We start from the raw sequence: 24,495 nt of genomic DNA, 5'->3' as shown, positions 1-24,495 counted from the left end.
GGTGTAAAGTATTACTTATAATTACGAAAATATGAAATTTATTAATATAGATGAGTTTATATATTCAAATTAATCATAATTTGAAAAAATAAAGTATTTTGTGAAGCCATTTAAGCGTAATTATGATAAGGTTTTTAATATAAACTAATTAGGTTTAGTTTTTAGGGTATATGAGGAGGAGTTTTTCAAATGGAGTCTTCAAAAGAATTTAGGGGAGATAATAGACTACTCATAGGAATTATTATTGGGGTACTTACGTTTTGGTTGTTCGCTCAATCTCTTGTAAATGTCGTTCCAACGCTACAATCGTCATTTAATACAGATATGGGCACAATCAATATTGCGGTGAGTTTATCCGCATTATTCTCAGGTTTATTTATTGTAGGCGCCGGGGATATTGCTGATAAATTTGGGCGCGTTAAGATGACCTACTTAGGATTAGCCTTGAGTATTATTGGCTCATTATTATTAATTATTGCGCCAGTTGCTTGGTTATTATTAATAGGACGTGCGTTACAGGGACTATCAGGCGCGTTTATTATGCCATCAACACTTGCGATTATTAATGAATATTACATTGGAAAAGAACGACAACGTGCAGTGAGTTACTGGTCAATCGGTTCATGGGGCGGTAGTGGTGTATGTTCACTATTTGGTGGATTTATGGCTTCTACAGTTGGTTGGCAATGGATATTTATTGTATCAATTGTATTATCTATCTTAGCCATCTTCTTAATTAAACACACGCCTGAAACGAAATATGAACCAGAAACTGAAGGAAGAGATAATAAAGCAAAATTTGATGTAATGGGACTTATTTTACTTGTAATTACATTATTGAGTGTCAATGTTATGGTGACACAAGCCGCTGATCGTGGATTATTCTCACCAATGATTTTATCTCTAGGTGCAGTATTCTTAGTGGCTGGGATTTTATTTATCATTCGTGAGCTTAAAGCTGAAAATCCACTAGTTGATTTTCATTTGTTTATGAATAAAGGCTACAGTGGTGCGACGCTTTCTAACTTTATGTTAAATGGTGTTGCTGGTGGTACTTTAATTGTTGTTAACACATACTATCAAAGTCAATTAGGATTTAGCTCATTACAAGCAGGTCTCATTTCTATTACGTATCTTGTAGCTGTACTTATCATGATACGTGTAGGTGAAAAGTTATTACAAAAACAAGGAGCAAGAAGACCATTATTAATGGGTAGTGGCTTTACCTTTGTTGGTTTATTATTACTATCATTAACATTTTTACCAAATGTAGCTTATATTATTTCAAGTATTATAGGTTATTTATTATTTGGTATTGGTTTAGGTACATACGCGACACCTTCAACAGATACAGCAGTTGCTGAAGCACCTGACGATAAAGTTGGGGTAGCATCTGGTGTTTATAAGATGGCATCTTCATTAGGAAATGCCTTTGGTGTAGCGATGTCTAGTACAATTTACGGATTTTGCGCTTCACAAATGAATTTACAACTTGGTGGCGCAGCTGGGGTAATATTCAACGCAAGTATTGCTTTAACTGCTTTCATTACAATCTTATTCTTAGTTCCTAAAAAAGTAGGTAAAATTTAATATTATATCCTTAAATGGGAATGATATAGGAATCCTTTATTAAACCAGATTTCTGTGTCGTTCCCATTTTTCAATAAAAAAGAGAGGATTTATTTATCTGAAATTTAAGAATATTTAGCAAATAATATTGACTGATAATAGGCTAAGTAGTATTTTAAAATCATCATTAACAAAAAAAGGAGTTATGACATATGAAAATAGCGATTGCTGGTTCAGGGGCGTTAGGTAGTGGATTTGGCGCAATGTTATATCGACAAGGTTATGACGTAACCTTAATTGATGGTTGGGAACCTCAAGCTTCAGCCGTCAAAAATGAGGGCTTACATATTGATATTAATGGAGAACAACACCATTTGAATATTCCTATGTACCAAGATACGGAAATACCTGAGGATGCTAAGTATGATGTTATCTTTTTATTCACTAAAGCCATGCAACTTCAAGACATGTTACAACATATTCAATCGCACATTCATGACAACACGATTATGGTTTGTACGATGAATGGCTTAAAACATGAGCGTAAAATTGCAAACTATGTTGATGAAGCGCGCATTGTAAGAGGTGTAACAACTTGGACAGCTGGTTTAGAGTCTCCAGGACATACGCATTTGATGGGCGCTGGTCCTGTTGAAATTGGCGCATTTGTAGAAGAAGGAAGACCTAATGTGGATACAGTATTTGATATTTTAGAAAAAGCAAAACTTAATCCTCATAAAAGCGAAGATTTACAACAATCAATTTGGAAGAAAATTTGTGTAAATGGTACGGCAAATGCATTATGTACTATTTTAGAATGTCGTTTATCTAATCTAAATGAAAGTGATTATGCGAGAAAACTTGTTTATAAAATCACTCAAGAAATTGTTCAAGTTGCGACAGTGGATGGGGTACATTTAAACGCAGATGAAGTTTACAATTATCTTATCGATTTAAACGATAAAGTAGGGCCTCATTTCCCATCAATGTATCAGGATTTAATTAATAATAATCGTTTAACTGAGATTGACTATATTAATGGCGCTGTGGCTAAATTAGGTGCGGAACATCATATCGAGGCGCCAGTTAACCAATTTGTAGCTAATATGGTTCATGCTAAAGAAGAACAACGACACGCGAAATAAGCCAAATATTTTCAGCCTTTGAAGTTGCATGTAAATGTGATATTCAAAGGCTTTAATTATATTTACTTTTAAAAATTTGAATTTTGGGGTAAAACCATAAATAATTGAAAAGATTATCGACAAAATAGGAGTTGTGATAATAATGAATCAAACAACGAAACGTATCCTTATGACTGGTGTTGTAGGCGGCCTGTTAAGTGGTGCTGTAAAGATGGGCTGGGAAGGTCTAGTGCCTCCTAGAACTCCTGAACGCGATGAAGAGCCACCACCAATGACATTACTCAATAAATTAGAGTTACCTGAGAATATTAAGAATGCAACGTATCGCTACAACGGAAATGATGTTCCTGTGACAGTAATGGGCATTCATTATGGTTTTTCAGTAGCTAATGCATTCGCTTATGGTTTATTAGCTGAAAAATGTTCAAAGGTTACGGCTTTAAAAGGTTCATTATTCGGTATAGCCGTGCATATCGCATTCCATGAATATATTTTACCGAAACTGCAATTGACGCCTCCAGTTAAAGATTTGCCAATTGAAGAGCGTATTTCAGAATTGCTAGGTCATATTGTATGGATGAATACCATTGATTTAGTTCGAACTTCTGGAAAATAAGTACAAGTTTGGATATTCATTTTCAAAAAAGAGATAGAAAGGTGAGTATAAAGCATGGCTAAAATATTTGTAACAGGCGCGACTGGATTAATTGGCACAAGATTAGTGCAACGTTTAAATGAAATAAAGGATTAATAATGAAAAGGGAGTTGAAACACATTGCGGTTTCAGCTCCCTTTGTATTTGAATTTATTGTTCTTTCTCTTGTGTAGGTTCTGTTTGCGATGGTGTATCTGATTCACGGCGTTGGCGTTCAATACGTTGTTTTAACTTTTCACCTTCAGCTTTACCAATCTTAGCATAGTGACTATGTGCAAAATGCATTTGAATAATTAAGAATGTTGCACTTACCGCCCAATATAAACTAAGTGCTGAAGCAGATTGTAGAGAAGCGTAGATGATAAATAATGGAGATAAAATCATCATGACGTAATACGATCTACGTTCATTCTTAGGATAGTGAATGGAGTTCACTAATGGTTGAATAAAGTAAAGGAAGGCAGCGATACAAGTCATAGCGATATCCGTATGCATTAAGTTAAACCATAAGAAGTGAGGATGTTGAATAATACCGCCACTTGTTGGATATTTAATGCAAGTATATAACCCTAATAAGATAGGGATTTGAATTAAAATAGGTAATGTTCCAATTAAATTCTTAAATGGATTGATACCGTAATCGTTGTATTTTTTCATTAATAATTTATTTGCTGCACTTTTTTCTTCAGGTGTTTTAGCTTGTTTAATTTTTTCTTGGATTTTATCGATTTCAGGTTTAACAACTTTTGTTTTGCCGCGAACGACGTGAATATTTTTAACTTGAACAAACATTAAAGGCATCAACACAAGACGGATAATCAGCACAATAACGATAATTGCCAAGCCATAATTATCATGGAATGAGCGTCCTAAAAAATGTAGTAACGCATCCATTGGTCTGACAAATATTGTGTAAAAGAACCCATGTTGATCTTCTTTGTGAGAATAATCGCACCCTGCTAGTAAGATGATTAGACTCATAAAGAATAAGGACCATTTCTTTTTCATGTCTCTACTCCTATGCATTGAGGTCTTTAATAATCTTAGTCTTTAGTATGATTAGCTTAACATATTTCATACTTTTTTATATTAACTATTTCTTATCTTTTGAGCTAGAGGTGGTTGTTATAATGTTCAAGAATAAAAATGCGAATAAACTTGTTAAAAGTATGAGTATGCTCATTAATGCTAATTTAGCAGAAGTAGGTAGCCACGACATGATGAAATGCCAGTCTGTATTAGCTAGAACAATCGATGGTAATAAATGAATGATGCCTATAGTCAGTGCAAAGGCCAATACCAACATCAAGATTCGTAGTTTATTATTACGTGATTTAAAATTGAACTGTACAGGTTTATGTTTAGCAATGAGTCGGTAAATGAACACTAAAACACTAATAATAGCTAGGCATATGATAACTGTGAGCGCAATAATAATACCTTGCCATTGATTGATTAAATTTTGAAGTGTTGTGACATGTCGATTCGCACTCATCTGAGTGTTTAAATGCTGTGCAAGTTCTGGAACATTTTTAGAATAGGCGTTCGCAAGCACAACGATGCCGTAATCTTTTTTAGGGTTTAAAATAATATATGATGAATAGTTCTCTAATGTGCCAGGGTGATAAACCAATTTATCTTTCGCACTCTCGTCTACGAACCAACCAGTAGCATAACTTGTTGGCGCAGATTTTTGTTCGGTTTCAACTTTAGGTTGATGCGTTTCTTTAATTAATGTACTTTGCTTAGAATGTGTGTTGAGTTGGAAACGAATCCAAGGTTCTAAATCTTTAGTGCCTGTCATCATATAAGCAGCAGGATTATCACCAAGATTGAAATCTGGATTATAAGCATAAGGCTTACTATATTTCACTTTATATCCTTGAGCATCGTATGCTTTTTTGTCGTTACTTTCTTTAGTAGTTGAGTGACGCATATTCAATGGTTTGAAAATATGATTCTTTATATAATTTGAATAAGATTCATGAGAAACATTTTGTACGATGAGGCCTAACATGTCGTAGTTCATATTGGAATACTGGAACTGTTTGCCAGGCTTCGTATCAAGTGTACGTCCTTTAATACTCTCGACTATACCAGCTAAATTATTATTCTTTTTAGTGATTTTATCGTTATCAGTAATACCGCCAGGGATACCACTTGTTTGTGCGATTAACTGATCAACAGTAATGTCTTCTTTCTTACCTTTATACTTCATATAAAATCCAGGTATGTACTTACTTACGTTATCATTTAGTTTAATTTTACCGTCTTCTACTAGTTGCATGATGGCATAGCCAGTAAATGCTTTAGTATTAGATGCAATTTCAAAACGTGTCTTTGGAGAAACTTTAATCTTCTTATCGATGTTAGCGTAGCCGTACCCTTTATTAAGAAACACTTTGTTATGTTTAATAATTAACACCGACATACCAGGAATGTGATCATCCTTCATTTCATTTGTAACCATTTTATCAATATAAATTTGAGAGGATGGGCTAAACATAGAATAACTAGGTTTCTTTTTAATACCTATTGAAATGATAGCCATAATAATGAGCAAAATAGTACCACTTATCAATAATTTCTTTTTCATTCTTTCTATTTCCTTTAAATAACATTCTATATAGTGAACAACTTAAATATATAACTGTGATTAGTATAGCAACATTTAGTTAAAATAGCTCAATAAAGGGGTTTATACATTGTTATCAACATTTTTGAAATGACTATATTATAAAAATATACCTGAAAATATAATGGTAAAAAGTAACTTAAAGAGTATAAATATCTAATAAATCTTAGATAAGTGTCTATACTTTTGTTAGAAATGGGAGTATATTTTATCCATTGAAATTGAATATAAAAGAGGTAAGGGTTAAATGTTCACTCAATTTAAAAGACTTTTAATTGGTAAGCCTAAACGAAATAGAGATTTGAAAAATGAAAAAATCAGTAATTTCAAAGCGCTAGCCATTTTATCATCCGATGCCTTATCATCCGTTGCATATGGTCCTGAACAAATTTTAATCACATTATCTGTTATAGGAGCAATTGCATCTTGGTATACGTTACCTATTGCTTGTGCGGTATTAATTCTATTGGCTGCGTTAATCTTATCGTATCGCCAAATTATTTATGCCTATCCTAAAGGTGGCGGCGCCTACATGGTGTCTAAGACAAACTTAGGAGAAAAATGGGGCTTACTTGCAGGTGGTTCTTTACTTGTCGATTATATATTGACGGTAGCTGTTAGTATTGCGTCAGGTGCTGATGCATTTGTGGCAGCCTTTCCATCTTTATATCATCACAAAGTATTAATCGCATGTTTATTAGTGTTATTTATTTTGATTATGAATTTACGTGGTTTAACTGAATCAGCCACTGTATTATCATATCCAGTTTATTTATTTATTATCGGGTTAATTATTATGATTATTGTCGGTGTTTGGAAAGTTGCGACAGGTCAAGCGACACCTCATATGCATGCAAGCGTAGGTACAGCCGTACCAGGTGTGACGTTATTCCTGTTATTAAAAGCCTTTTCTTCAGGGGCTTCATCTCTTACAGGTGTAGAAGCAATTTCCAATGCTGTTACGAACTTTAAAGATCCAGGTCCTAAAAATGCCGTTAAAACATTAGTGACTATGGGGGGTATCTTAGCCTTCTTATTAGTAGGTATTGTAGGCTTAGCATATTGGTATGGTATTATGCCACAAACTGAAACGACAGTATTATCGCAATTAGCAGCGAATATTTTAGGACATAATGTGGGCTATTACTTTGTACAAGCTACTACAGTAATGATTCTTGTATTAGCTGCCAATACTGGTTTTACAGCTTTCCCAATGTTAGCGGCAAGTATGGCGAAAGATAAATATATGCCACGTATGTTCAGAGTGCGTGGTGACCGCTTAGGTTACTCTAACTCAATTATTACTTTAGGCGTGTGTGCGATTTTATTAATCATTATTTTCAAGGGTAAAACTGAGAACTTAATTCCGTTATATGCAGTAGGTGTGTTTATTCCATTTACGTTAGCACAATTCGGTATGGTACTTAAATGGGTTAAAGGACGCGAAAAAGGTTGGGCTACAAAACTTATTGCGAATGCAGTGGGTGGCACAATCACTTTCATCGTATTTATGATTTTCTTGATTACTAAATTTTCACATGTATGGCCAATTTTAATCTTTTTACCTATTGTTGTTTACGTATTCTTACGTATCAATAGTCACTACAAAGATATTGCGAAACAATTGAAATCAACTGCAATGATACAGGATATGCCAATTGTTGATAAAAACTTAGCAGTTGTTCCAGTAAGTACAATTACATCTGCGATTGATAAATCTGTTTATTATGCACAGATGATTGCGGATGATGTTATCGCCGTGCACGTTTCATTTGGTGATGAAGCGGATAAAGCTTTTGCTGAAAAGTGGAAAAACCATTTCCCAGACGTGCGTTTAGTTATCTTACATTCAGAATACCGTAGTGTGATTCGTCCGATTTCACGCTTTATTGATAAAATTAATAAAAAAGCAAATGATAAAAATTATGTGATTACTGTAGTAGTACCACAGTTTATCACTAAAAAATCATGGCATAATTTCTTGCACAACCAAACGAGTATTCGTTTGAAAATGCACTTATTCTATCAAAAAAATGTTATTTTAGCGACAGTGCCATTTAAATTACAGAAATAGTAAAAAGCAGGAACTTGAAATGTTATTTTTCAGGTTCCTGCTTTCTTAATTAATTAATGTTGTGCTTCGTGTGCTAACACGATTTCGTTATAGTTTATATTTTCACGCAACTGTGTCGCAATTTCATTAGATATTTTATTGCGAGAAATTAATTCATCGAGTAATTGACGTTGAATGTATAAGGCTTCAAGTTTTACCTCATGTTGTTGTTGTGTTGTTAAGGCATAAACGTCTTTGTTTTCTTCTTTTTGTTGTTTTCTGTTTTGATTGTGGCGAATTGTACGTGATAACGCATGATATTGGTTAATAATTAAACTGACTTCAAGTACGTTTGAACTATTTTGTTCTTCACGCATTCTCATAATAATGTTGTGATTTACGACACGCATAATTTGTTGTACTTTGTTGAAGCTATTTTTATATGCTTTTCGTTGAGCTTTACGTTCTTCTTTCACTTTATGACGTTCTTGTTTATACTCTTCACGTTTTTCTTTGATGGATGCATGATCCTCTTTAGACGTTGCTTTATGTTCTTCACGCATAAGCGCACGGTCTTCTTTATGAATTTTGTGTGCTTCCTTACGTGAATCTTTTCTAGCTTTAAAGCGGAGGAAGAGCATTTTGAAAAGACGGCTTACTTTACGCACAAATGACATTTCACGATAAGATTGACTGAATTCCATCACGTTACGATAGTCTGTTAAGTCTTTTTTAGAAATACGTCCTTTGTCAATTAAACGTTCAAGTGTTTCAGTTTCTTCTTTTTCGGCAATCTCCTGTAAACGACGCAATTCTTTTGTATTTTGATTATCTGGTTCCATATTAATTAAGAACGATAATTCATTAAAATATTGGTTGAGAATTGGACGATAATCTACATTTTTATTGTCTTTAGCTTTTTTCTTAAAGGCATCAAGCACGTTCTGAACCATAAAGATTTTAGCAGATTGATAGGTCATGCCTTTGAAATCTGAGACTTTTTCAGAAGGAGTAATGATAGGTAAAACAATTTGCGCCATAATTAAACTAATTAATACCATTAACGATGCAATAAATAATAAATCATTGCGATAAGTAAATTCATGATTGCCATTCATCATATAAGGCAAGGTCAATGCCATGGAAAGCGAGATGGTACCATGAATACCACACATCGTCATGATAAACGCATAATGACTACGCTTAGGCGGGCCAGCGTCTTCTTCCTCATCAAGGTAGGACTGCACATTTTTAGGATAATAAAAATCTTTGAACCATAAATACACCCATATGTATCTGAAGACATAAATCGCGAGTGCAATCAGTAATGAGATCATAATAAGGAAAGTGATATTTTGAGGTTCTTTATGAATAATTTCCATAAATACTTCAGGCACAATGAAACCTAATACAACAAAGACGAAACCATTTAATGCGTAACTTAATGTGTTCCAAATTTGGTTGTAGTTCATTTGTAATTCAGTTTGGGCGCGAATTAAACGATCACGTTCTAAGCCGTGAATTAATCCAGCTACAACGACAGCGATAATCCCAGAGGCATGCACTTCTTCCCCAATAAAATAAATCGCAAAAGGTGTAAGTAATTGGATAAATGTTAATGTATTACTATCTTTTAAACCTTTGTTTGCAGTTAAATAAATTCTTAATCGAACTACTAATGCCCCACCAATAATACCTACTAAAATACCTAGGATAGTCGAAATAATAAATTGGCCAATAGCGTCAAAAGCTGAAAAACTGCCTGTAACTAACGCAGTAACTGCAATTTTAAATGAAATGATACCAGCAGCATCGTTAAGTAATGATTCGCCTTCTAAGATGGACATCGAACCTTTAGGCAGGACTTTACCTTTTGTAATAGCTGAAACTGCTACGGCATCGGTAGGGCAGAGAATGGCTGCGATAGCAAATGCTGCAGGCATAGGTAAACTAGGCCAAATCCAATGGATAAAGAAGCCTACACCAATAACGGTCGTAAATACCAATCCCATCGCCATTAGAATAACAGGTTTGCGATACTCCATTAATTTTGTACGAGAAACGTGAGTCCCTTCGACAAATAATAATGGTGCGATGACTGCCATCATAAATACTTCAGATTCAAATTCGAAATGAATTGGAATAGGGAGGATAAAAAGGCAGACACCTAGTGCAATTTGAATAAAAGCAGTAGGAATTTTAGGGAACCTATTATAAATAATAGAACTAATAATTACTGCACAAATAAATAAGAGAAAAGCTTCTAATAGTTCCATATATAACTCCTTTATTAAATTTTTTATAATAGTATTATTTTACATGATGTTAAATAAGCTATCAAAAAAGTATGACTACGGTACAAAAGAATTTTTAATTTAACTTATTTTGTTCTATACATTCTACCTTTAAAAATCTTAGCCTAAACTAAAAAATAGCGAAGTACAATCGCATTTGAATGTACTTCGCTAAGATAGATAGTAAGTCATAAATTTAGTAGGTAATAGAGTTACGTCCTTGTTTACGTGTGCGCTCTGCCAATGCTTCTGCATTCTGTTTATATTTTTTATATAAGAAGAATAAGAAAATGAACCAGAACGGTGAAATAAATACTGCCATTCTTGTATCTGCGCTAAAGAACAATAAGATAAAGACAAAGAAGAAGAATGTTAGGACAACATACGCCATTGCTTGTCCACCGAATAATTTGAATTTATTCTTACGATGTTCTTCAGGATTTTTACGTACATAAATAATGTAAGAAATAATGATCATAGCCCATACAACTAAAAAGAGGACGGTTGATAGTGTAGTAACGTAAATAAATAATTGCATCGCATTAGGGAAGATAAAGTTGAGTAAAGCGGCTGCAAGTAATACGCCAGACGACACTAACATAGATAAGTATGGCACACTATTATGATTTGTTTTACTTAATACTTTAGGTCCTAAACCTTGTTTAGCTAAACCAAATAAAATTCGGCTATTTGAATAAATACCACTGTTTGTTGCTGAAGCAGCTGCAGTTAAAACTACAAAGTTAACTAATCCTGCTGCGAAAGGTAAACCAATTAAACTAAACATTGTCACAAATGGACTGCTATCTGAATGAATTTTATTCCATGGAATAACGGACATGATGACTAATAAGCCACCAACATAGAATAATAAGATACGCACTGGTACATTATTAATGGCTTTAGGAATAACATTTCTTGGATCTTTTGTTTCTCCGGCAGTAACTCCGATTAACTCAATTCCAATAAATGAATAAACAGCAATTTGAAATGCCATTAAGAAACCAAATGGACCATTAGGGAAGATACCGCCATGATTGGTTAAGTTACCAAAAGAGGCATGTCCATATGAAGTTCTGAATGAGAAGAAGACCATCACAAGTCCTACAATAATCATCGCAATGATAGTTACGATTTTAATAATTGAGAACCAAAACTCTAATTCACCGAATAATTTAGCACCAAGCATATTAAATGAAATAAGCATAAGTACAATAAATAGAACCGTAATCCAGTGAGGTACTTGTGGGAACCAGAAACTAAAATATTGTCCCATGGCTGTTAAATCAGACATACTTGAAGCAATCCAAGAAAGCCAGTACGTCCAGCCAATAACGAAGCCTCCAAAAGGTCCGATGTATTCATTTGCAATATCTACAAATGAATTAAAGCGTGTATTACTTAATAATAATTCTCCTAAGGCTCTCATAAACGCAAAGAGCACCATACCAATAATCATATAAGTGATTAATAATGAAGGCCCTGTTAAAGAAATTGTTTGCCCAGAACCTAAGAATAAACCTGTTCCAATAGCGCCACCAATTGCAATTAACTGAATGTGTCTGTTACTTAATTCTCTCTCTAACTGTCTTGCCATATACTTCCTCCTCAGAAAGCATGGAGTTCATAATCTTTTGTGAAAACGCTTTCTTATTTTAGTATTTAAATTTCCACTTTTAACAGATGAGTGTACGATTAGATAAACGGTAGTATGTAATAGTTTGAATATTCTGTTATTTAAATGGTGTTAACTTTTAATTTTATTAAAATATGTGTCATTGCTAAAAGTTATTTTTATTATACTCTTAATTTTTAGAAATACAAATATATTTATTAAAATGCAATAATCAGAATAATTTAAATTTAAAAGTTTATGTGACATAATAATTGAAACTTAATAAATTATTGAGTAAGAGGGACAAGTATATGAAAATTGGAGCCATATCAGACTTGCATATTGATCGAAATCCTAAACTGGATGCGCAAGCTTATTTAGAATCGCTTACACGTGTTGTTTTAAAACGAAATATAGATATATTATTAATCGCTGGCGATATATCCAATCATTTTCAAGAAAGCTGTCAGTTTATTCGTGAGTTAAAACATAATATATCTATTCCAGTATTATTTGTGCCTGGAAATCACGATTATTGGGCGCCCGATGATACGATTACTTCTAAAGAGATTTATGAATTCTATGCTAAGCAACCAGAATGTTTAATCGGAAAGCCTTATGTGATTAATGATGAATGGGCGATTGTCGGTCATACAGCTTGGTACGATTACAGTTATGCCGATGATAAGTTTGATCTTGAACGTATTGAACGAGGCAAATATTACGGGGCAACATGGCAAGATAAGGTGAAGATAGATTGGCAAACAGATGATAGAACGTTCTCTCAATTGGCAGCAACGCAAACTGCAAAAGATTTGGCAAGCGTAAGTGATAAGAACATTATTTTAATGACGCATATTGTGACGCATCCTCAATTTGTTGTGCCAACACCGCATAGAATATTCGATTTCTTCAATGCATTTATTGGTACGCGTGACTTTGATAGTTTATATCAAAGCTATCCAATTCAGTATAGTATTATGGGCCATGTTCATTTCCGTAAGGCCATCGTCGATAAAGGCATTACCTATATGTGTCCTTGCTTGGGCTATCGACGTGAATGGCGCACAGATGATATAGACACAGAAATGAATCACGCCTTAATGGATTTCGATATTTAAAAGATGGAAAATGAAAATACCTCGCTAAGTAGTCATTCGAAAAGATTACTTAGCGAGGATTTATTATGGTTGAAGATAAATACACTTCTTACCAGGTTCATTAAAACTACGTTCCAATATTTTTTTACCTATCTTAATGACTTGGAAACGATTTGGAATAATGGCAGGGAAGATAAATTTACGAAATACATGACTCCATAACGGATCAATATAATAGTAATAATTCTCGTCATAGCCAATTAATAATGTTACGTGAATATTAGAAACTAACTCGGTCGTTGTATTATCAAATTTAAATGTTCTGCGACTAGGTGCATCGCCGAGACTAGTATGATACATAATAATAGGTTGGCCTTGGTCGATAATATCTTCTAATTCGGTCAAATCTGTACCAGTACCGTCAACGAAGCGGTCGTCAAACGTTTGTAAATAGGGAACATAAGCATCTGGGAAGATGGTTTGATGATGTCCGAATTTAATCAATAGTTGATGACCGACATAACCTTTATGAGGATTATTCGGATGCGTAGGCCAATGTTTCATAATGTCTGTTGACTTAATATCATAATGATTATATTGAAGTAACATAGCTGCTGAAACGCCTTCACATCCCATAACCATTGGAATCGGAAATAATTGGCTAATCGGTTTGACAGGCAAGATGGTTTTTTTCATAATTGTTTCTCCTTCATTCACTCGTAACATGTTGCGCACGTTCTATTTAAAGTAAATCCATTATATACCCTCATAAGTCTTTCGTATATCAATTTGAACTGGGTATATAATAGTTAAGAAAGAAATTCGAATTTTTGATTTTCTGAAAAGGAGGGCAAAATGGACTACCGATTTATAGATTTAGAAAAATTAAAGTTTGTAGGAATAAAACGAAGATTTAATAATGGAAAAGAAATGCAACAAGGCATTCCTGACTTTTGGCAAGAAGTAAACGATAAACAATTAACTGAAAAAATAATCGAAAAAAGTAATCATAAATTATCTGGAATATTAGGTATTTGTTATTCGCTAGACAACGGAGAAATGGAATATATGATTGGCGTACCTACAAATACAGATGGTTACAATGAGGGGACTTATGAAATAATTGAATTAGAGGCTCAAACATATATTGTTTTTAATGCTGTGGGTAAAGTTCCTAAAGCTGTTAAAACAACTCTCGCACACATCCATCAAAATGTATTACCACATCTTGATGTCACAGTTAAATCTATGCCACTTCTTGAACATTATTTACCGGGAAATACTCATAGCGATGATTATATTACAGAAATTTGGATGCCTATTTCTCGCTAATTTTTAAATAAGAACATGATTCCATTGTGAGTTGTTTATGGGAAGATAAGTTACAATGGAATCATGTTTGAAGCAATTATTTTCGAACAGCATGAACGATATAGTTCATGTTATTTTTATGTCTGCGCATTGTTTTGAACATTTTAAAGAACATCGGACGATTAGCAGGTTTTAAGGCATTTTTAATGATCTTAAGTGTGCCTACCAAACCTTCATCTCTCATCATGCCAAGGGGCGACATTAATGACAATGTGCCTGTATGAGATTCAATCATGCTAAACCCTGCTGATTGATAAAGTTGATACCAATGTTCTGTAGTTAAAGGCGTTACCTTTACATTAATGGCGTCACTGAGTTCAGTGATTACTTGTTCTTTAAGTGGGCGATTAACAATCGTAATATCGTGTGTAAGTAGAATGCCATTTGGTTTAAGCACGCGGTAATATTCTTGAAGTACTTTTTCTTTCATTGCTATAGGCAACATTGTAAGCATCGCTTCATTCAAGATAATATCAAAGCTATTATCTTCAAATGGTAGTTTCGAAGCGTTAGCTTGTGTTAAATGAATATACTTCTCTAAATGATGTTTGGCGACATTTCTTCGACCTTGTTCTAAGGCTTTGTTATTTAAATCTACACCTTCAATATGACAGTGATATGTTTTGGCCAGTTCAATTGATGTCGTACACATGTTACATGCTACTTCTAGAACGTTCTTTTCTTTTGAAAAATGTCCCTTTTGAATAAGCCAATCCGTAGCTACTTTACCACCTGGGCGCAACCTTTTTTTACCTAATGTAGCTAAGAAGGTGTGGCCTGCTAGTTTCTTATTTCCCATTCATTAACACCTCGCATTTATTAACTTGTAAATTTGTTGAATAAAACGTGATTTTCAAGATGTACATGTTCGTGGGTTTCACGTTCTAAATTCTCAAGACGGTTATACACTAAACGCCATGTTGTACAAGCTTCTTGCGGAGGTTGATAATCGTTAGTTAATTCACGCATAGATTGAAGTAATTGACCTGTTTGAGTATGGTCATCCACTAAGCTTTGAATAATCTGATCTGCATTTTCTACCTCATGGCCTTTTGAGATTTCAATTAATTTTGGAAAAGCTTGTTCATCTTCTTCAGCCATATGTTCCAACATGCCATCTCTAAATTGACGATATAAATCTTGTAATTCTAATAGATATGGAAATCTTTCGCCATGTACTCTCGCTACTTTAGTAACGTAAGGGGAAAGGTTTTTAAACTCTTCACGTATAGTTTGGTGGAAACGTGATTGAATATATTGAATTAATGAAGGCGCATCGAGATATTCAACGCTAATACCTCCAGGTTGTGAGACTGGTAATGCATTAAGTTTATTTAGAAGTGTTTCAGCATCCACTTTTTTATTTTGAACTGCTTCCTCAATTGAAATGTTGCCACCACAACAGAAATCGATACCATATTGTCTAAAGACATCTGCTGCCAAAGGTTGTTGAGTGACAATATTTGCTACTATTGAATCTTTGTTAATCATTTCAATTCCTCCTTTATACATTGGCTATTATATAAAATAATTATTTTTTTATAGAGAGGGGGAAGTTAGATGTCATGTATTTGTCGAAAAGTTATAACAAAATGATGAATAAATAAAAAAGGCAAAGTAATCTAATTTATTAAGATTTCTTTGCCCTAATGAGTCTAAGCATTTATTCGATTGTGGTGTCTAAAATAAATCACTTGAAGGACGATTAATAATATAGCTGTGATTGTAATCACTAGCACATACGGCATAATATTATATTCCCCTTTTAAACCAACTAAAGGAGAAATAATGCCGCCAAGAATAAATTGAAATAGCCCTAGTAAACTTGAAGCATTACCACTTCCGCCTGTACGTTCTTCCATAGCCATAGAGAATCCAAGAGGACCAACTGAAGCTACTGGACAAACATTTAAGAAGAAAGCGACAAGTAATATCCATAAAGGACCATGTAAAAGAAGGGTCATTGTAATCAACACAACGCCGATAATTTGAATTAAAGTTAAATAAATAAACAAACGATAACGATCAATATATGTAACTAATATAGCGACACTTTGACTGACAACTATAAGACCTATGCCATTAATTGCAATCATTACACTAAATTGCAAAGGTGTCATATTATAAATTTTCTGAGTGATAAAGGGTGAAGCTGATGAAAAGCTAAACAACATGACGTAAGTTAAACCTTGTAAGATCATAGGAATAACGAAACCTGGCTTTTTTAACAACTGTCCGAAATCTAGGAAAATGGCTTTAAAATTTAACGTGCGATGTTCTTCATTAACCGTTGAAGGCATGTTCAACGCAAAGCCACTTAGAATCACTAGGCTAATAATAGTTAGAATAACGAAAATGATTCTCCATGAACCTAGTGTTAGTGATAAGCCACCTAATAGGGGAGCAATAATCGTTATAATACCGTTAACCACCATGAGTGAAGCTAGAAATTTAGCAAGTAAGTCACCTGTATATCTTTCGCCTGCAAATGCTTTAGCAATGACAATAATACCACCTGCTGTTAATCCTTGAACCAAACGTATAACGATAAACAACGAGAGGTGAGTTACAAAGATGGAACTGACAGAGGTTAAGAGAAAGATACATAAAGTGATAATGCCTGTTCTTTTATATCCAAACGCATCTGCTAAAGGTCCTAACAAAAATTGTCCTAATGCTAATCCAATCATTGCGAACGATAAAGTCAGTTGCACTTCAGAAGTAGAAGAGCCGAAGTGATGTTGCACTGTAGGTAACGCAAGTGAATACATATCAATAATCATTGGACCAAAGGCAGTCATGCTACCTAAAATTATAACTAAAAACAAGGGGAGTTTAGTGCTTGTTATATTTTGCATATAGAATCTCCTTGAAAAGATTTGTAAATTACATTATATCGTTTTTTCAAATATTTGTAAGTTATAAAAAAAGTTTTATTAAATGAATGGACAGAAAATTGAAGTTTGCATTGGTAGGGTGAGTAGGAGCATCGTAAATTCGAAGATGGTATAATATATAAGTCGCCTATCTCTCAGGCGTCAATTTAGACGCAGAGAGGAGGTGTTATTCATGCTAGAAATTCTTGTTCACATCACGACCACAGTCATCAGTGGTTGTATTGTTGCGTTATTTACGTATTGGCTACGTAATCGCAATGATAAATAGGCGACTATAGCCACACCCAAAAAATCCCCTCACTATTGCCGTAGTGAGGGGATTGGTGTATTCATACTAGAATTCTTGTTAATTGAATTATAGCACTAGTTAGTGAAGAAATGCAAAGTGTGATGCTTAGCATCATATTTGTTACTTGCGTTATAACATGTAGATATGAAGATAAATATTAATGTCTAGTAAGATTAAACAAGTTTTTAGTTTACCTAACACATTATTATTGATTGTTTGCGTCTTTAGAACCATTAATAAGACTGTCTAGTTTACTTTTAATGTCATCCACTTTTGTATTCACATCATTTAATAAGTTATCTACTTTGCCTTGATTTTCATTATTTTGTTGCGCATTATTAGCTTCTTTTAATTTATTAACTTGATCTTGATAAAACTGAGTGAATTTTGAATCATTCTTATTTTCTTCATTATTTTTCAGTTTATTAATCTCATCTTGAATTTGTGAAATACGTGAATCGCTATCAATCTTATCTTTAATTTCGTTTTTAGCTTTTTCAACTTGGCTTTGAATACTATCTTTTTGATCATTTACTTGATTCTCATAGTTTTTAGATACTTTATTAGGATCATTGCTCACTTTCTCATCTTCGCCACTCATATGATTAACAATTGCTTTTGTAGCAAATATAGCCACAATCACTAATAGAATCGCTATAATCGCAATTAACCACTTTTTAGATTTTCGATTTTTTTCATTTTCTTCTTCTAATTGTTGTTCGCGACGGAAATCACGTTCATTGTAATAACGTTCGCCATGGTCATCATAGAACTCATCGCGACGATAGTCCTCGCGTGACGCGTAATCGTCACGATATCTTGGGTCTTCTGACTCGGGACGGCGTTGACCATTGCGTTGACGGTAGTTCTCATCATTTTGTCTACGCTCTTGGCGATAACGTTTGTCCTGATTTTGTTTAGAAGGTTGACGATATTGATCATCGTATTTATAAGATTCTTTATATTTATCTGTACGTTTCATGTTGGTCACCTCATTTATATTTATTTTTTCATTACTTGTTGGAGTAATCGTGCCACATTTTCAGCGGTACGTTGCATATTGTGTTTCCCCTTAGTTAATAAATCATCTATTTCCATAGGTTGTTCGATGATGCTAAAGGCGCTATCAATGCCATGCTCATAAACCGCTTCATAGCCATCACCTAGGCTACCACAAATCGCTACAACAGGTATATCATATTGTTTTGCTGCTTGTGCTACACCAATGGGCGTCTTGCCATAAATAGTTTGCGCATCCATTTTTCCTTCTCCAGTGATGACTAAATCTGCATCTTTCACTCTTTTTGAAAATTGGGTTTCCTGGAGAACGATATCGATACCTTTGGATAAGGAAGCATTTGAGAAAAATGCTAGGATACCTGCACCTAATCCACCAGCCGCACCGGCACCAGGTACATCTTTAACATTTTTATTAACATCTCTTTCAATCATATCATGATAGGTAGCTAAGGCGGAATCCAACTTTGGTATCATCTTATCTGTGACACCTTTTTGAGGCCCATACACGGCGGTTGCACCATTGTCACCTAATAATGGATTATTTACATCACAAGCGACTTCAAATTGTACATGCTCTAGGCGTGAATCTAATTGAGACAAATCAATACGTGCTAGCTGTGAAAGATAACCGCCACCTAAAGGTAAGGTTTCCTCATTTTCATCTAAAAATTTCACCCCAAGAGCGGTAAGCATGCCACTTCCACCGTCATTCGTTGCACTTCCACCCAGCCCTAAAATAATCTTTGAAACACCATGATCCAGCGCGTCTTTAATTAATTCTCCTACACCAAAGGTAGACGTCTTTAACGGCTCACGTTCATGAGATTTTAATAAGTCTAAACCGGAAGCGGCCGCCATTTCAATAATTGCCACATTATTATCTTGTGAGCGGGCATAACTTGCTTCAATGTCGTGATGGAGGGGATCATGAACTTTCACTTTATATGTTTCAGCGTTTAACGCTTCTTTTAAAGCGTCAGTGGTGCCTTCACCGCCATCTGCCATTGGAATAATATCATAGTTAATAGTTTTATTTAATATTTTTTGAAAGCCACGTTGAATAGCTAAACCAGCTTCTTTAGCTGACATGCTCTCTTTAAATGAATCAGTTGCGATTACAATTTTATGGATTGGCATATCATCACCCCTTAATAATGGTTAGTTTATAAAATTAGTATATAATAATATTTAAAATTAAAATTCTGTTAGATAAGTCTTTCTAAGTAATAAGAAGGAGAAAAAATGTTTAGATTAAAGCAACACGAATTATACATCTGGTTAATAGGTTTATTCATTTTCTACTGTTATATCGCATTTATGATGCCTTTACATAGTTCGGATTGGTTTTGGGGCAGTCATCAAGGGATGCAAGCAGTGACCAATCATTTTGAACAAATTGATGGAGGTTATATAAGTAATCTCTTAGCATTTGCTATCACACAATCTGCCATATTGCGCGTCGTCTCATATGGCATCATCTCTATACTTTTCGTCCTAATGATGCTTAAACTCGTAACATATACATTCTCAACCAATACTTTCATTTTAATAATACTCTTCGTATTTGTTATACCCAATTCAATTTTTGCGCAAAGCTATGGCAATTTTGAATTATTTTATAGTTATGTATTTGGGACTTGTATCGCATTCTATATTTTACATTTTGTGATTACAACTTTTATCTTTGAAAATGAGTTCAAGTTTTGGAACGTCTGTTTATTTTGGATCGCCTGTGTCATAGGCCAATGGTTTGCGGAAACACTCACTTTCTATAATGTCATGATGCTGTTGAGCGCATTAATCATTTACTTTATTTGGAAGCGGAAGATCAACTTTAACTTATTAATAGGCTTTATGTTAACGTTATGTGGTACATTTATAATGTTGTTTAATGAAACCTATATTTACTATTTTATCAATATTAGGAATTTACGTGCTCAAGTAGATGAATTAGGTTTCTTTCATAAAATAAAGCTGACTTTGTTTGAACAGTTACCACAATATATATTTTTCGATAACGTCCTTGTAATAAGTATAATCGCTATTGTTTTAATTATATTATTGATAAATAATGTAGCTTTTAAAGAGTGGAATAAATATAAACGATTCTTTTTAATATTTGGAATTAGCGCATTGCCAATATACAGAATATTGATTTATGTGCCTCTCAACTTGAAACAACTGGTCATCTTATATAGTTATGGTTTCGTTAATATGACAATCTGTCTTATATTTTATGTCAGTGTATTTATAGCGAGTTTCTATATGGTTAAGAATCGTTATATGCGCGTTGTCATTGGAGGCATAGGCATTTCAATAATTCTCAATGCCATTCCTATATTCTTAATTGGAAAAGTAGTGCCACAATATTTCTTTATGATATATACTTTATGGTGTCTACTTGCTGTTATTCTCTTAATTACACTTGGTAGACTAACGCAAACTACGTTCAACATATTTAAAGTGTTAACTCTATTATTAATGATTGTATATATCATTGTTTGTACTACACTGCATTTTGAAAATGAAAAACGATTAGATTCTATACATACGCAAATGGAGACCCATAAAAATGAACTAGTCATCCATCATTTACCATTTGAAACATACTTTAGTGGCATGACGCCGACTAGTGAAATTGATAAAGAAAACTTCAAAGAATATCATCACATTCCTAATAATAAAAAAATGAAAGTATTGCCGTTTAAAATTACAGAAACAAACGACTAAGGAGAATTATTATGAAGTTAACTAAAACGCACTATGAAATTATAAAATTTGTGATAGTCGGTGGAATTAATACGCTTGATTATTACCTTGTGTACTTAATCTTATTAAAGTTATTTAATGTACATTATATGCTCAGTCATATTATAGGTTTTGTAGTGAGTTTTATTATTTCTTACTATTTAAATTGTTATTTTGTTTATAATGTAAAACCAACTTTGAAAAAGTTTTTAAGTTTCCCTTTAACGCAAGTTGTGAATATGGGGATGCAAACACTATTTTTATATGTTTTTGTAAGATGGTTTAATTTTCCATCAGAAATCGCACCGTTTGTAGGATTGATTGTTACTATTCCAATTACATTTGTGTTATCAAAATGGTTATTACGCGATAAATAAAGTACACTAATGACGCCTTTTATTAGTCTAGATATAGACTCATTAAAGGGCGTTTTTTAGCATCAGTTAATTGTCAATTTAGGCTTAGCTAAAAAATAAATTAGCGTATTTATACAAAAATTATAGAAATAAAAAAACGTTGTAATTCAATATTTCATAGCTCATACTATTGATATTAATGCTTTTAAGGTGGGGAATGAGATGTCTCAAAGTGAAAATCTAAAGTTAGCTCAAAGAGGCGCGTATCTAAGTTTAATCGTATATATCATTCTTTCAGTTTCTAAATATATTATCGGATTTGTATATGATTCAGCAGCAGTCAGAGCAGACGCTTTAAATAATATGACCGATATTATAGTATCAATTGCGGTTATTGTAGGACTTAAGATTTCTATCAAGCCGGCTGATAAGAACCATCCATATGGTCATTTGAAATCTGAGAATATTTCAACATTATTAGTATCATTTATTATTATGTTTGTAGGGATACAAGTAGTTATTGAAAATGCCCCACGCATATTTACACATGAACATCATACGCCTAACGCCATTACAATTATCATCAGTTTGATCAGTGGAATCATAATGATTGGCGTCTATGCCGTCAATCACCGATTAGCTAAAAAAACAAAAAGCAGTTCTTTAGAGTCAGCAGCCAAGGATAATATGTCTGATGGATTAGTAAGTATTGGGACAGCAATTGGATTAGTATTTACCCAATTTGGATTATCTATTGTCGATGTTATTTTAGCCACACTATTAGGCTTACTTATTATTTATACTGGGTTTGGTATTTTTAAAGATTCTATCTTTGCATTAAGTGATGGTTTTAATGAAAAGGATTTAGAAGAATATCGTAATGAGGTATTAGAAGTCAAAGACGTGAAAGATGTAAAAAGTGTAAAAGGACGTTATCACGGAAGTAGTATCTTTTTAGACGTAACAATTGTTGTAGATGCACATTTATCATTACATGAAGCACATGAAATATGTGATAAAGTGGAGTCACATCTACATAGCGTAGGTATTTCTTCAGTATATGTTCATCCAGAACCAAATACATTAGATTAAATAAAAACGAAAAAACTGAGGTCAAGCCATTCTATGACAGCTTGACCTCAGTTTTGTTTTGGCAATAGCTAACTGGATTGAAAACGCGCTTAAAGCAAACTTTTTTCAAACCTAGTCATCTTTGGCTGGTGGGCGGGGCCCCAACACAGAAACTTTCGATGAGAAAGTCTACAAGCAAAGCAAGTTGGGGATCGGGGCCCCAACACAGAAACTTTCGATGAGAAAGTCTACAAGCAAAGCAAGTTGGGGATCGGGGCCCCAACACAGAGACTTTCGAAAAGAAAGTTTACAAGCAAAGCAAGTTGGGGATACGACGAAATTATTTTAATTTCTGTTCCACTCCCAATTTGTCTTGCTGTTGATTACGGTGACTATACTTTAACACCTTTAAACATGTCATCGGTTACTACCATATCAAAAGTAATTTTCAGAGATATAGGCCAAGTAACAATCATGTCAGTTTAAAGGCATATATGGCAGAGTGATAATAAAACGCTAAGATTATGAAAAATATTAAAATAGTTTTATAATGAAAGTAATTAGAGAAAGAGCTACCCAGATACTTAGCACAGTGAAGAAATTTTCAAGCCTCGTTTTACTTTTCAAAAAAGTAGTACGAAGTAAATACAGGAAGGTGTTTTATATGCCAAAATTAATCTTATGCCGTCACGGACAAAGTGAATGGAATGCTAAAAACTTATTTACAGGTTGGGAAGATGTTCAATTATCTGATCAAGGTAGAGAGGAAGCGATTAAATCTGGCCGTAAATTGAAAGAGAACGGTATCGAAATTGATGTGGCGTATACATCATTATTAACAAGAGCCTTAGAAACTACGCAATATTTATTAGCTGAATCTGATCAACAATGGATTCCAGTTCATAAAAGTTGGCGTTTAAATGAGCGTCATTATGGTAAATTGCAAGGTTTAAATAAAGATGACGCGCGTAAAGAATTTGGTGAAGAACAAGTACATCAATGGCGTCGTTCATATGATGTAAAACCACCAGCAGAAACTGAAGAACAACGAGAAACGTATTTAAAAGATCGTCGTTACCGTCATTTAGACCATCGCATGATGCCATATTCTGAAAGCTTAAAAACTACGCTTGAACGTGTCGTACCGATTTGGACTGATAGAATTTCACAACATTTATTAGATGGAGAAACTGTATTAGTCGCAGCACATGGTAATTCAATTCGTGCACTTATCAAATATTTAGATAATATTTCTAATGAAGATATTGTTGGTTATGAAATTAAAACAGGTGCACCATTAATCTATGAATTAGATGAACATTTAAACGTTACTGATCATTATTATTTATAATTTCTATTGAAAAGAGTGGAACACGGAAATCTTTATAATGAAGAAGGTTTCCATTCCACTCTTTTTTTAGGAGTTAAATGTTAAATAATAGTGTAGTTTGTATGTTAAATTTCATGAACGTCAATAAAGTGATTTTCAGATGGGAGTATGAAAGCTCACTTATTTGCGTTTATGTTGCTTAATTATTTTTAAAGCACGTTTACGTGTTTTGATGTTAGGACTGTTTAAATTGCGTCGTGCCGTTTGTAAATCTTGTTTCATATTTGGGCCTCCTTTTCTAAAAGAATAAAGGAAAAAATCTTATTTGTAAATAGTAATTATTACGA

Annotated in this window: 22 protein-coding genes; 11 read left to right on the top strand and 11 right to left on the bottom strand. The window is 33.7% G+C overall.

What is annotated here, in order from left to right; translation table 11 throughout:
• The first annotated feature begins 189 nt into the window (after positions 1 to 189).
• The 3 genes from CD128_RS02705 to CD128_RS02695 all read left to right on the top strand — a co-directional run bounded on the left by CD128_RS02705 (position 190) and on the right by CD128_RS02695 (position 3,330).
• A complete protein-coding gene (locus CD128_RS02705) occupies positions 190 to 1,590 on the top strand; it encodes an MFS transporter (protein ID WP_103328544.1) in 1,401 nt (466 codons plus the stop codon).
• 191 nt (positions 1,591 to 1,781) lie between these two features.
• Positions 1,782 to 2,714, top strand: coding sequence for a 2-dehydropantoate 2-reductase (locus CD128_RS02700; RefSeq protein WP_103328543.1), 933 nt, complete (start codon positions 1,782 to 1,784; stop codon positions 2,712 to 2,714).
• Between the two features lie 142 nt (positions 2,715 to 2,856).
• Complete coding sequence (locus CD128_RS02695; protein WP_103328542.1) at positions 2,857 to 3,330, top strand: DUF1440 domain-containing protein; 474 nt, start codon at positions 2,857 to 2,859, stop codon at positions 3,328 to 3,330.
• A 189-nt stretch (positions 3,331 to 3,519) separates the two neighbouring features.
• On the opposite strand, the gene yidC is transcribed toward CD128_RS02695, so the two are convergent.
• Positions 3,520 to 4,377, bottom strand: coding sequence for a membrane protein insertase YidC (gene yidC, locus CD128_RS02690; RefSeq protein ID WP_103328541.1), 858 nt, complete (start codon positions 4,375 to 4,377; stop codon positions 3,520 to 3,522).
• Between the two features lie 85 nt (positions 4,378 to 4,462).
• A complete protein-coding gene (locus CD128_RS02685) occupies positions 4,463 to 5,965 on the bottom strand; it encodes a serine hydrolase (RefSeq protein ID WP_103328540.1) in 1,503 nt (500 codons plus the stop codon).
• Positions 5,966 to 6,251: 286 nt separating this feature from the next.
• On the opposite strand from CD128_RS02685, the gene CD128_RS02680 reads away from it, so the two are divergent.
• Complete coding sequence (locus tag CD128_RS02680; protein ID WP_103328539.1) at positions 6,252 to 8,078, top strand: APC family permease; 1,827 nt, start codon at positions 6,252 to 6,254, stop codon at positions 8,076 to 8,078.
• A gap of 53 nt (positions 8,079 to 8,131) precedes the next feature.
• On the opposite strand, the gene CD128_RS02675 is transcribed toward CD128_RS02680, so the two are convergent.
• Both CD128_RS02675 and CD128_RS02670 read right to left on the bottom strand, forming a co-directional pair.
• Positions 8,132 to 10,333 carry a cation:proton antiporter gene (locus tag CD128_RS02675; RefSeq protein WP_103328538.1) on the bottom strand — a complete coding sequence of 734 codons (2,202 nt, stop codon included), beginning with the start codon at positions 10,331 to 10,333 and terminating at the stop codon, positions 8,132 to 8,134.
• Between the two features lie 214 nt (positions 10,334 to 10,547).
• On the bottom strand, positions 10,548 to 11,948 hold the full coding sequence (locus CD128_RS02670; RefSeq protein WP_103328537.1) for an amino acid permease: 1,401 nt from the start codon (positions 11,946 to 11,948) through the stop codon (positions 10,548 to 10,550).
• 329 nt (positions 11,949 to 12,277) lie between these two features.
• Between CD128_RS02670 and CD128_RS02665 the strand changes: the two genes are divergently transcribed.
• Positions 12,278 to 13,087: a metallophosphoesterase gene (locus tag CD128_RS02665; protein ID WP_103328536.1), complete on the top strand. Its 810-nt coding sequence runs from the start codon at positions 12,278 to 12,280 to the stop codon at positions 13,085 to 13,087.
• A gap of 63 nt (positions 13,088 to 13,150) precedes the next feature.
• On the opposite strand, the gene CD128_RS02660 is transcribed toward CD128_RS02665, so the two are convergent.
• Positions 13,151 to 13,762 (bottom strand): C39 family peptidase, encoded by a 612-nt coding sequence (locus CD128_RS02660; RefSeq protein WP_103328535.1) that lies wholly within the window; start codon positions 13,760 to 13,762, stop codon positions 13,151 to 13,153.
• A 159-nt stretch (positions 13,763 to 13,921) separates the two neighbouring features.
• Between CD128_RS02660 and CD128_RS02655 the strand changes: the two genes are divergently transcribed.
• Positions 13,922 to 14,398, top strand: coding sequence for a GyrI-like domain-containing protein (locus tag CD128_RS02655; RefSeq protein ID WP_103328534.1), 477 nt, complete (start codon positions 13,922 to 13,924; stop codon positions 14,396 to 14,398).
• Positions 14,399 to 14,474: 76 nt separating this feature from the next.
• Here CD128_RS02655 and CD128_RS02650 read toward each other — a convergent pair whose 3' ends face one another.
• The 3 genes from CD128_RS02650 to CD128_RS02640 all read right to left on the bottom strand — a co-directional run bounded on the left by CD128_RS02650 (position 14,475) and on the right by CD128_RS02640 (position 17,295).
• Positions 14,475 to 15,236 (bottom strand): class I SAM-dependent methyltransferase, encoded by a 762-nt coding sequence (locus tag CD128_RS02650; RefSeq protein ID WP_103328533.1) that lies wholly within the window; start codon positions 15,234 to 15,236, stop codon positions 14,475 to 14,477.
• A 20-nt stretch (positions 15,237 to 15,256) separates the two neighbouring features.
• Positions 15,257 to 15,928: an iron-sulfur cluster repair di-iron protein ScdA gene (gene scdA / locus CD128_RS02645; RefSeq protein ID WP_103328532.1), complete on the bottom strand. Its 672-nt coding sequence runs from the start codon at positions 15,926 to 15,928 to the stop codon at positions 15,257 to 15,259.
• A gap of 164 nt (positions 15,929 to 16,092) precedes the next feature.
• On the bottom strand, positions 16,093 to 17,295 hold the full coding sequence (locus tag CD128_RS02640; protein WP_103328531.1) for a Bcr/CflA family efflux MFS transporter: 1,203 nt from the start codon (positions 17,293 to 17,295) through the stop codon (positions 16,093 to 16,095).
• A 211-nt stretch (positions 17,296 to 17,506) separates the two neighbouring features.
• Here CD128_RS02640 and CD128_RS11775 point away from each other — a divergent pair, with 211 nt between their 5' ends.
• A complete protein-coding gene (locus tag CD128_RS11775) occupies positions 17,507 to 17,602 on the top strand; it encodes a type I toxin-antitoxin system Fst family toxin (RefSeq protein ID WP_135351009.1) in 96 nt (31 codons plus the stop codon).
• Positions 17,603 to 17,828: 226 nt separating this feature from the next.
• Here CD128_RS11775 and CD128_RS02635 read toward each other — a convergent pair whose 3' ends face one another.
• Positions 17,829 to 18,605, bottom strand: coding sequence for a hypothetical protein (locus CD128_RS02635; protein ID WP_103328530.1), 777 nt, complete (start codon positions 18,603 to 18,605; stop codon positions 17,829 to 17,831).
• A 20-nt stretch (positions 18,606 to 18,625) separates the two neighbouring features.
• Entirely contained in the window at positions 18,626 to 19,780 is a 1,155-nt protein-coding gene (locus tag CD128_RS02630; protein WP_103328529.1) for a glycerate kinase, read from the bottom strand.
• A gap of 105 nt (positions 19,781 to 19,885) precedes the next feature.
• Here CD128_RS02630 and CD128_RS02625 point away from each other — a divergent pair, with 105 nt between their 5' ends.
• The 4 genes from CD128_RS02625 to CD128_RS02610 all read left to right on the top strand — a co-directional run bounded on the left by CD128_RS02625 (position 19,886) and on the right by CD128_RS02610 (position 24,169).
• On the top strand, positions 19,886 to 21,373 hold the full coding sequence (locus CD128_RS02625; protein ID WP_103328528.1) for a hypothetical protein: 1,488 nt from the start codon (positions 19,886 to 19,888) through the stop codon (positions 21,371 to 21,373).
• A gap of 11 nt (positions 21,374 to 21,384) precedes the next feature.
• Positions 21,385 to 21,768, top strand: a complete 384-nt coding sequence (locus CD128_RS02620) for a GtrA family protein (protein WP_103298462.1) — start codon at positions 21,385 to 21,387, stop codon at positions 21,766 to 21,768.
• A gap of 201 nt (positions 21,769 to 21,969) precedes the next feature.
• The gene (locus tag CD128_RS02615; RefSeq protein WP_103328527.1) at positions 21,970 to 22,839 is read left to right on the top strand and encodes a cation diffusion facilitator family transporter; all 870 of its coding nucleotides are present in this window, start codon (positions 21,970 to 21,972) and stop codon (positions 22,837 to 22,839) included.
• A gap of 643 nt (positions 22,840 to 23,482) precedes the next feature.
• The gene (locus CD128_RS02610; protein WP_103328526.1) at positions 23,483 to 24,169 is read left to right on the top strand and encodes a 2,3-diphosphoglycerate-dependent phosphoglycerate mutase; all 687 of its coding nucleotides are present in this window, start codon (positions 23,483 to 23,485) and stop codon (positions 24,167 to 24,169) included.
• Positions 24,170 to 24,328: 159 nt separating this feature from the next.
• On the opposite strand, the gene CD128_RS02605 is transcribed toward CD128_RS02610, so the two are convergent.
• Positions 24,329 to 24,430, bottom strand: coding sequence for a putative metal homeostasis protein (locus tag CD128_RS02605; protein WP_103298466.1), 102 nt, complete (start codon positions 24,428 to 24,430; stop codon positions 24,329 to 24,331).
• Positions 24,431 to 24,495 lie beyond the last annotated feature (65 nt).

It is taken from the genome of Staphylococcus croceilyticus (genome assembly GCF_002902575.1).
GTDB classification, from domain to species: Bacteria; Bacillota; Bacilli; order Staphylococcales; family Staphylococcaceae; genus Staphylococcus; species Staphylococcus croceilyticus.
The sequence above is the reverse complement of the archived record's forward strand: the minus strand, read 5'-3'. Positions and strand labels throughout refer to the sequence as shown.

Bases quoted from the DNA above. Each gene is read 5' to 3' on its own strand.
- CD128_RS02705 (WP_103328544.1), top strand. From the start codon at position 190: ATGGAGTCTTCAAAAGAATTTAGGGGAGATAATAGACTACTCATAGGA.
- CD128_RS02700 (WP_103328543.1), top strand. From the start codon at position 1,782: ATGAAAATAGCGATTGCTGGTTCAGGGGCGTTAGGTAGTGGATTTGGC.
- CD128_RS02695 (WP_103328542.1), top strand. From the start codon at position 2,857: ATGAATCAAACAACGAAACGTATCCTTATGACTGGTGTTGTAGGCGGC.
- yidC (WP_103328541.1), bottom strand. From the start codon at position 4,377: ATGAAAAAGAAATGGTCCTTATTCTTTATGAGTCTAATCATCTTACTA.
- CD128_RS02685 (WP_103328540.1), bottom strand. From the start codon at position 5,965: ATGAAAAAGAAATTATTGATAAGTGGTACTATTTTGCTCATTATTATG.
- CD128_RS02680 (WP_103328539.1), top strand. From the start codon at position 6,252: ATGTTCACTCAATTTAAAAGACTTTTAATTGGTAAGCCTAAACGAAAT.
- CD128_RS02675 (WP_103328538.1), bottom strand. From the start codon at position 10,333: ATGGAACTATTAGAAGCTTTTCTCTTATTTATTTGTGCAGTAATTATT.
- CD128_RS02670 (WP_103328537.1), bottom strand. From the start codon at position 11,948: ATGGCAAGACAGTTAGAGAGAGAATTAAGTAACAGACACATTCAGTTA.
- CD128_RS02665 (WP_103328536.1), top strand. From the start codon at position 12,278: ATGAAAATTGGAGCCATATCAGACTTGCATATTGATCGAAATCCTAAA.
- CD128_RS02660 (WP_103328535.1), bottom strand. From the start codon at position 13,762: ATGAAAAAAACCATCTTGCCTGTCAAACCGATTAGCCAATTATTTCCG.
- CD128_RS02655 (WP_103328534.1), top strand. From the start codon at position 13,922: ATGGACTACCGATTTATAGATTTAGAAAAATTAAAGTTTGTAGGAATA.
- CD128_RS02650 (WP_103328533.1), bottom strand. From the start codon at position 15,236: ATGGGAAATAAGAAACTAGCAGGCCACACCTTCTTAGCTACATTAGGT.
- scdA (WP_103328532.1), bottom strand. From the start codon at position 15,928: ATGATTAACAAAGATTCAATAGTAGCAAATATTGTCACTCAACAACCT.
- CD128_RS02640 (WP_103328531.1), bottom strand. From the start codon at position 17,295: ATGCAAAATATAACAAGCACTAAACTCCCCTTGTTTTTAGTTATAATT.
- CD128_RS11775 (WP_135351009.1), top strand. From the start codon at position 17,507: ATGCTAGAAATTCTTGTTCACATCACGACCACAGTCATCAGTGGTTGT.
- CD128_RS02635 (WP_103328530.1), bottom strand. From the start codon at position 18,605: ATGAAACGTACAGATAAATATAAAGAATCTTATAAATACGATGATCAA.
- CD128_RS02630 (WP_103328529.1), bottom strand. From the start codon at position 19,780: ATGCCAATCCATAAAATTGTAATCGCAACTGATTCATTTAAAGAGAGC.
- CD128_RS02625 (WP_103328528.1), top strand. From the start codon at position 19,886: ATGTTTAGATTAAAGCAACACGAATTATACATCTGGTTAATAGGTTTA.
- CD128_RS02620 (WP_103298462.1), top strand. From the start codon at position 21,385: ATGAAGTTAACTAAAACGCACTATGAAATTATAAAATTTGTGATAGTC.
- CD128_RS02615 (WP_103328527.1), top strand. From the start codon at position 21,970: ATGTCTCAAAGTGAAAATCTAAAGTTAGCTCAAAGAGGCGCGTATCTA.
- CD128_RS02610 (WP_103328526.1), top strand. From the start codon at position 23,483: ATGCCAAAATTAATCTTATGCCGTCACGGACAAAGTGAATGGAATGCT.
- CD128_RS02605 (WP_103298466.1), bottom strand. From the start codon at position 24,430: ATGAAACAAGATTTACAAACGGCACGACGCAATTTAAACAGTCCTAAC.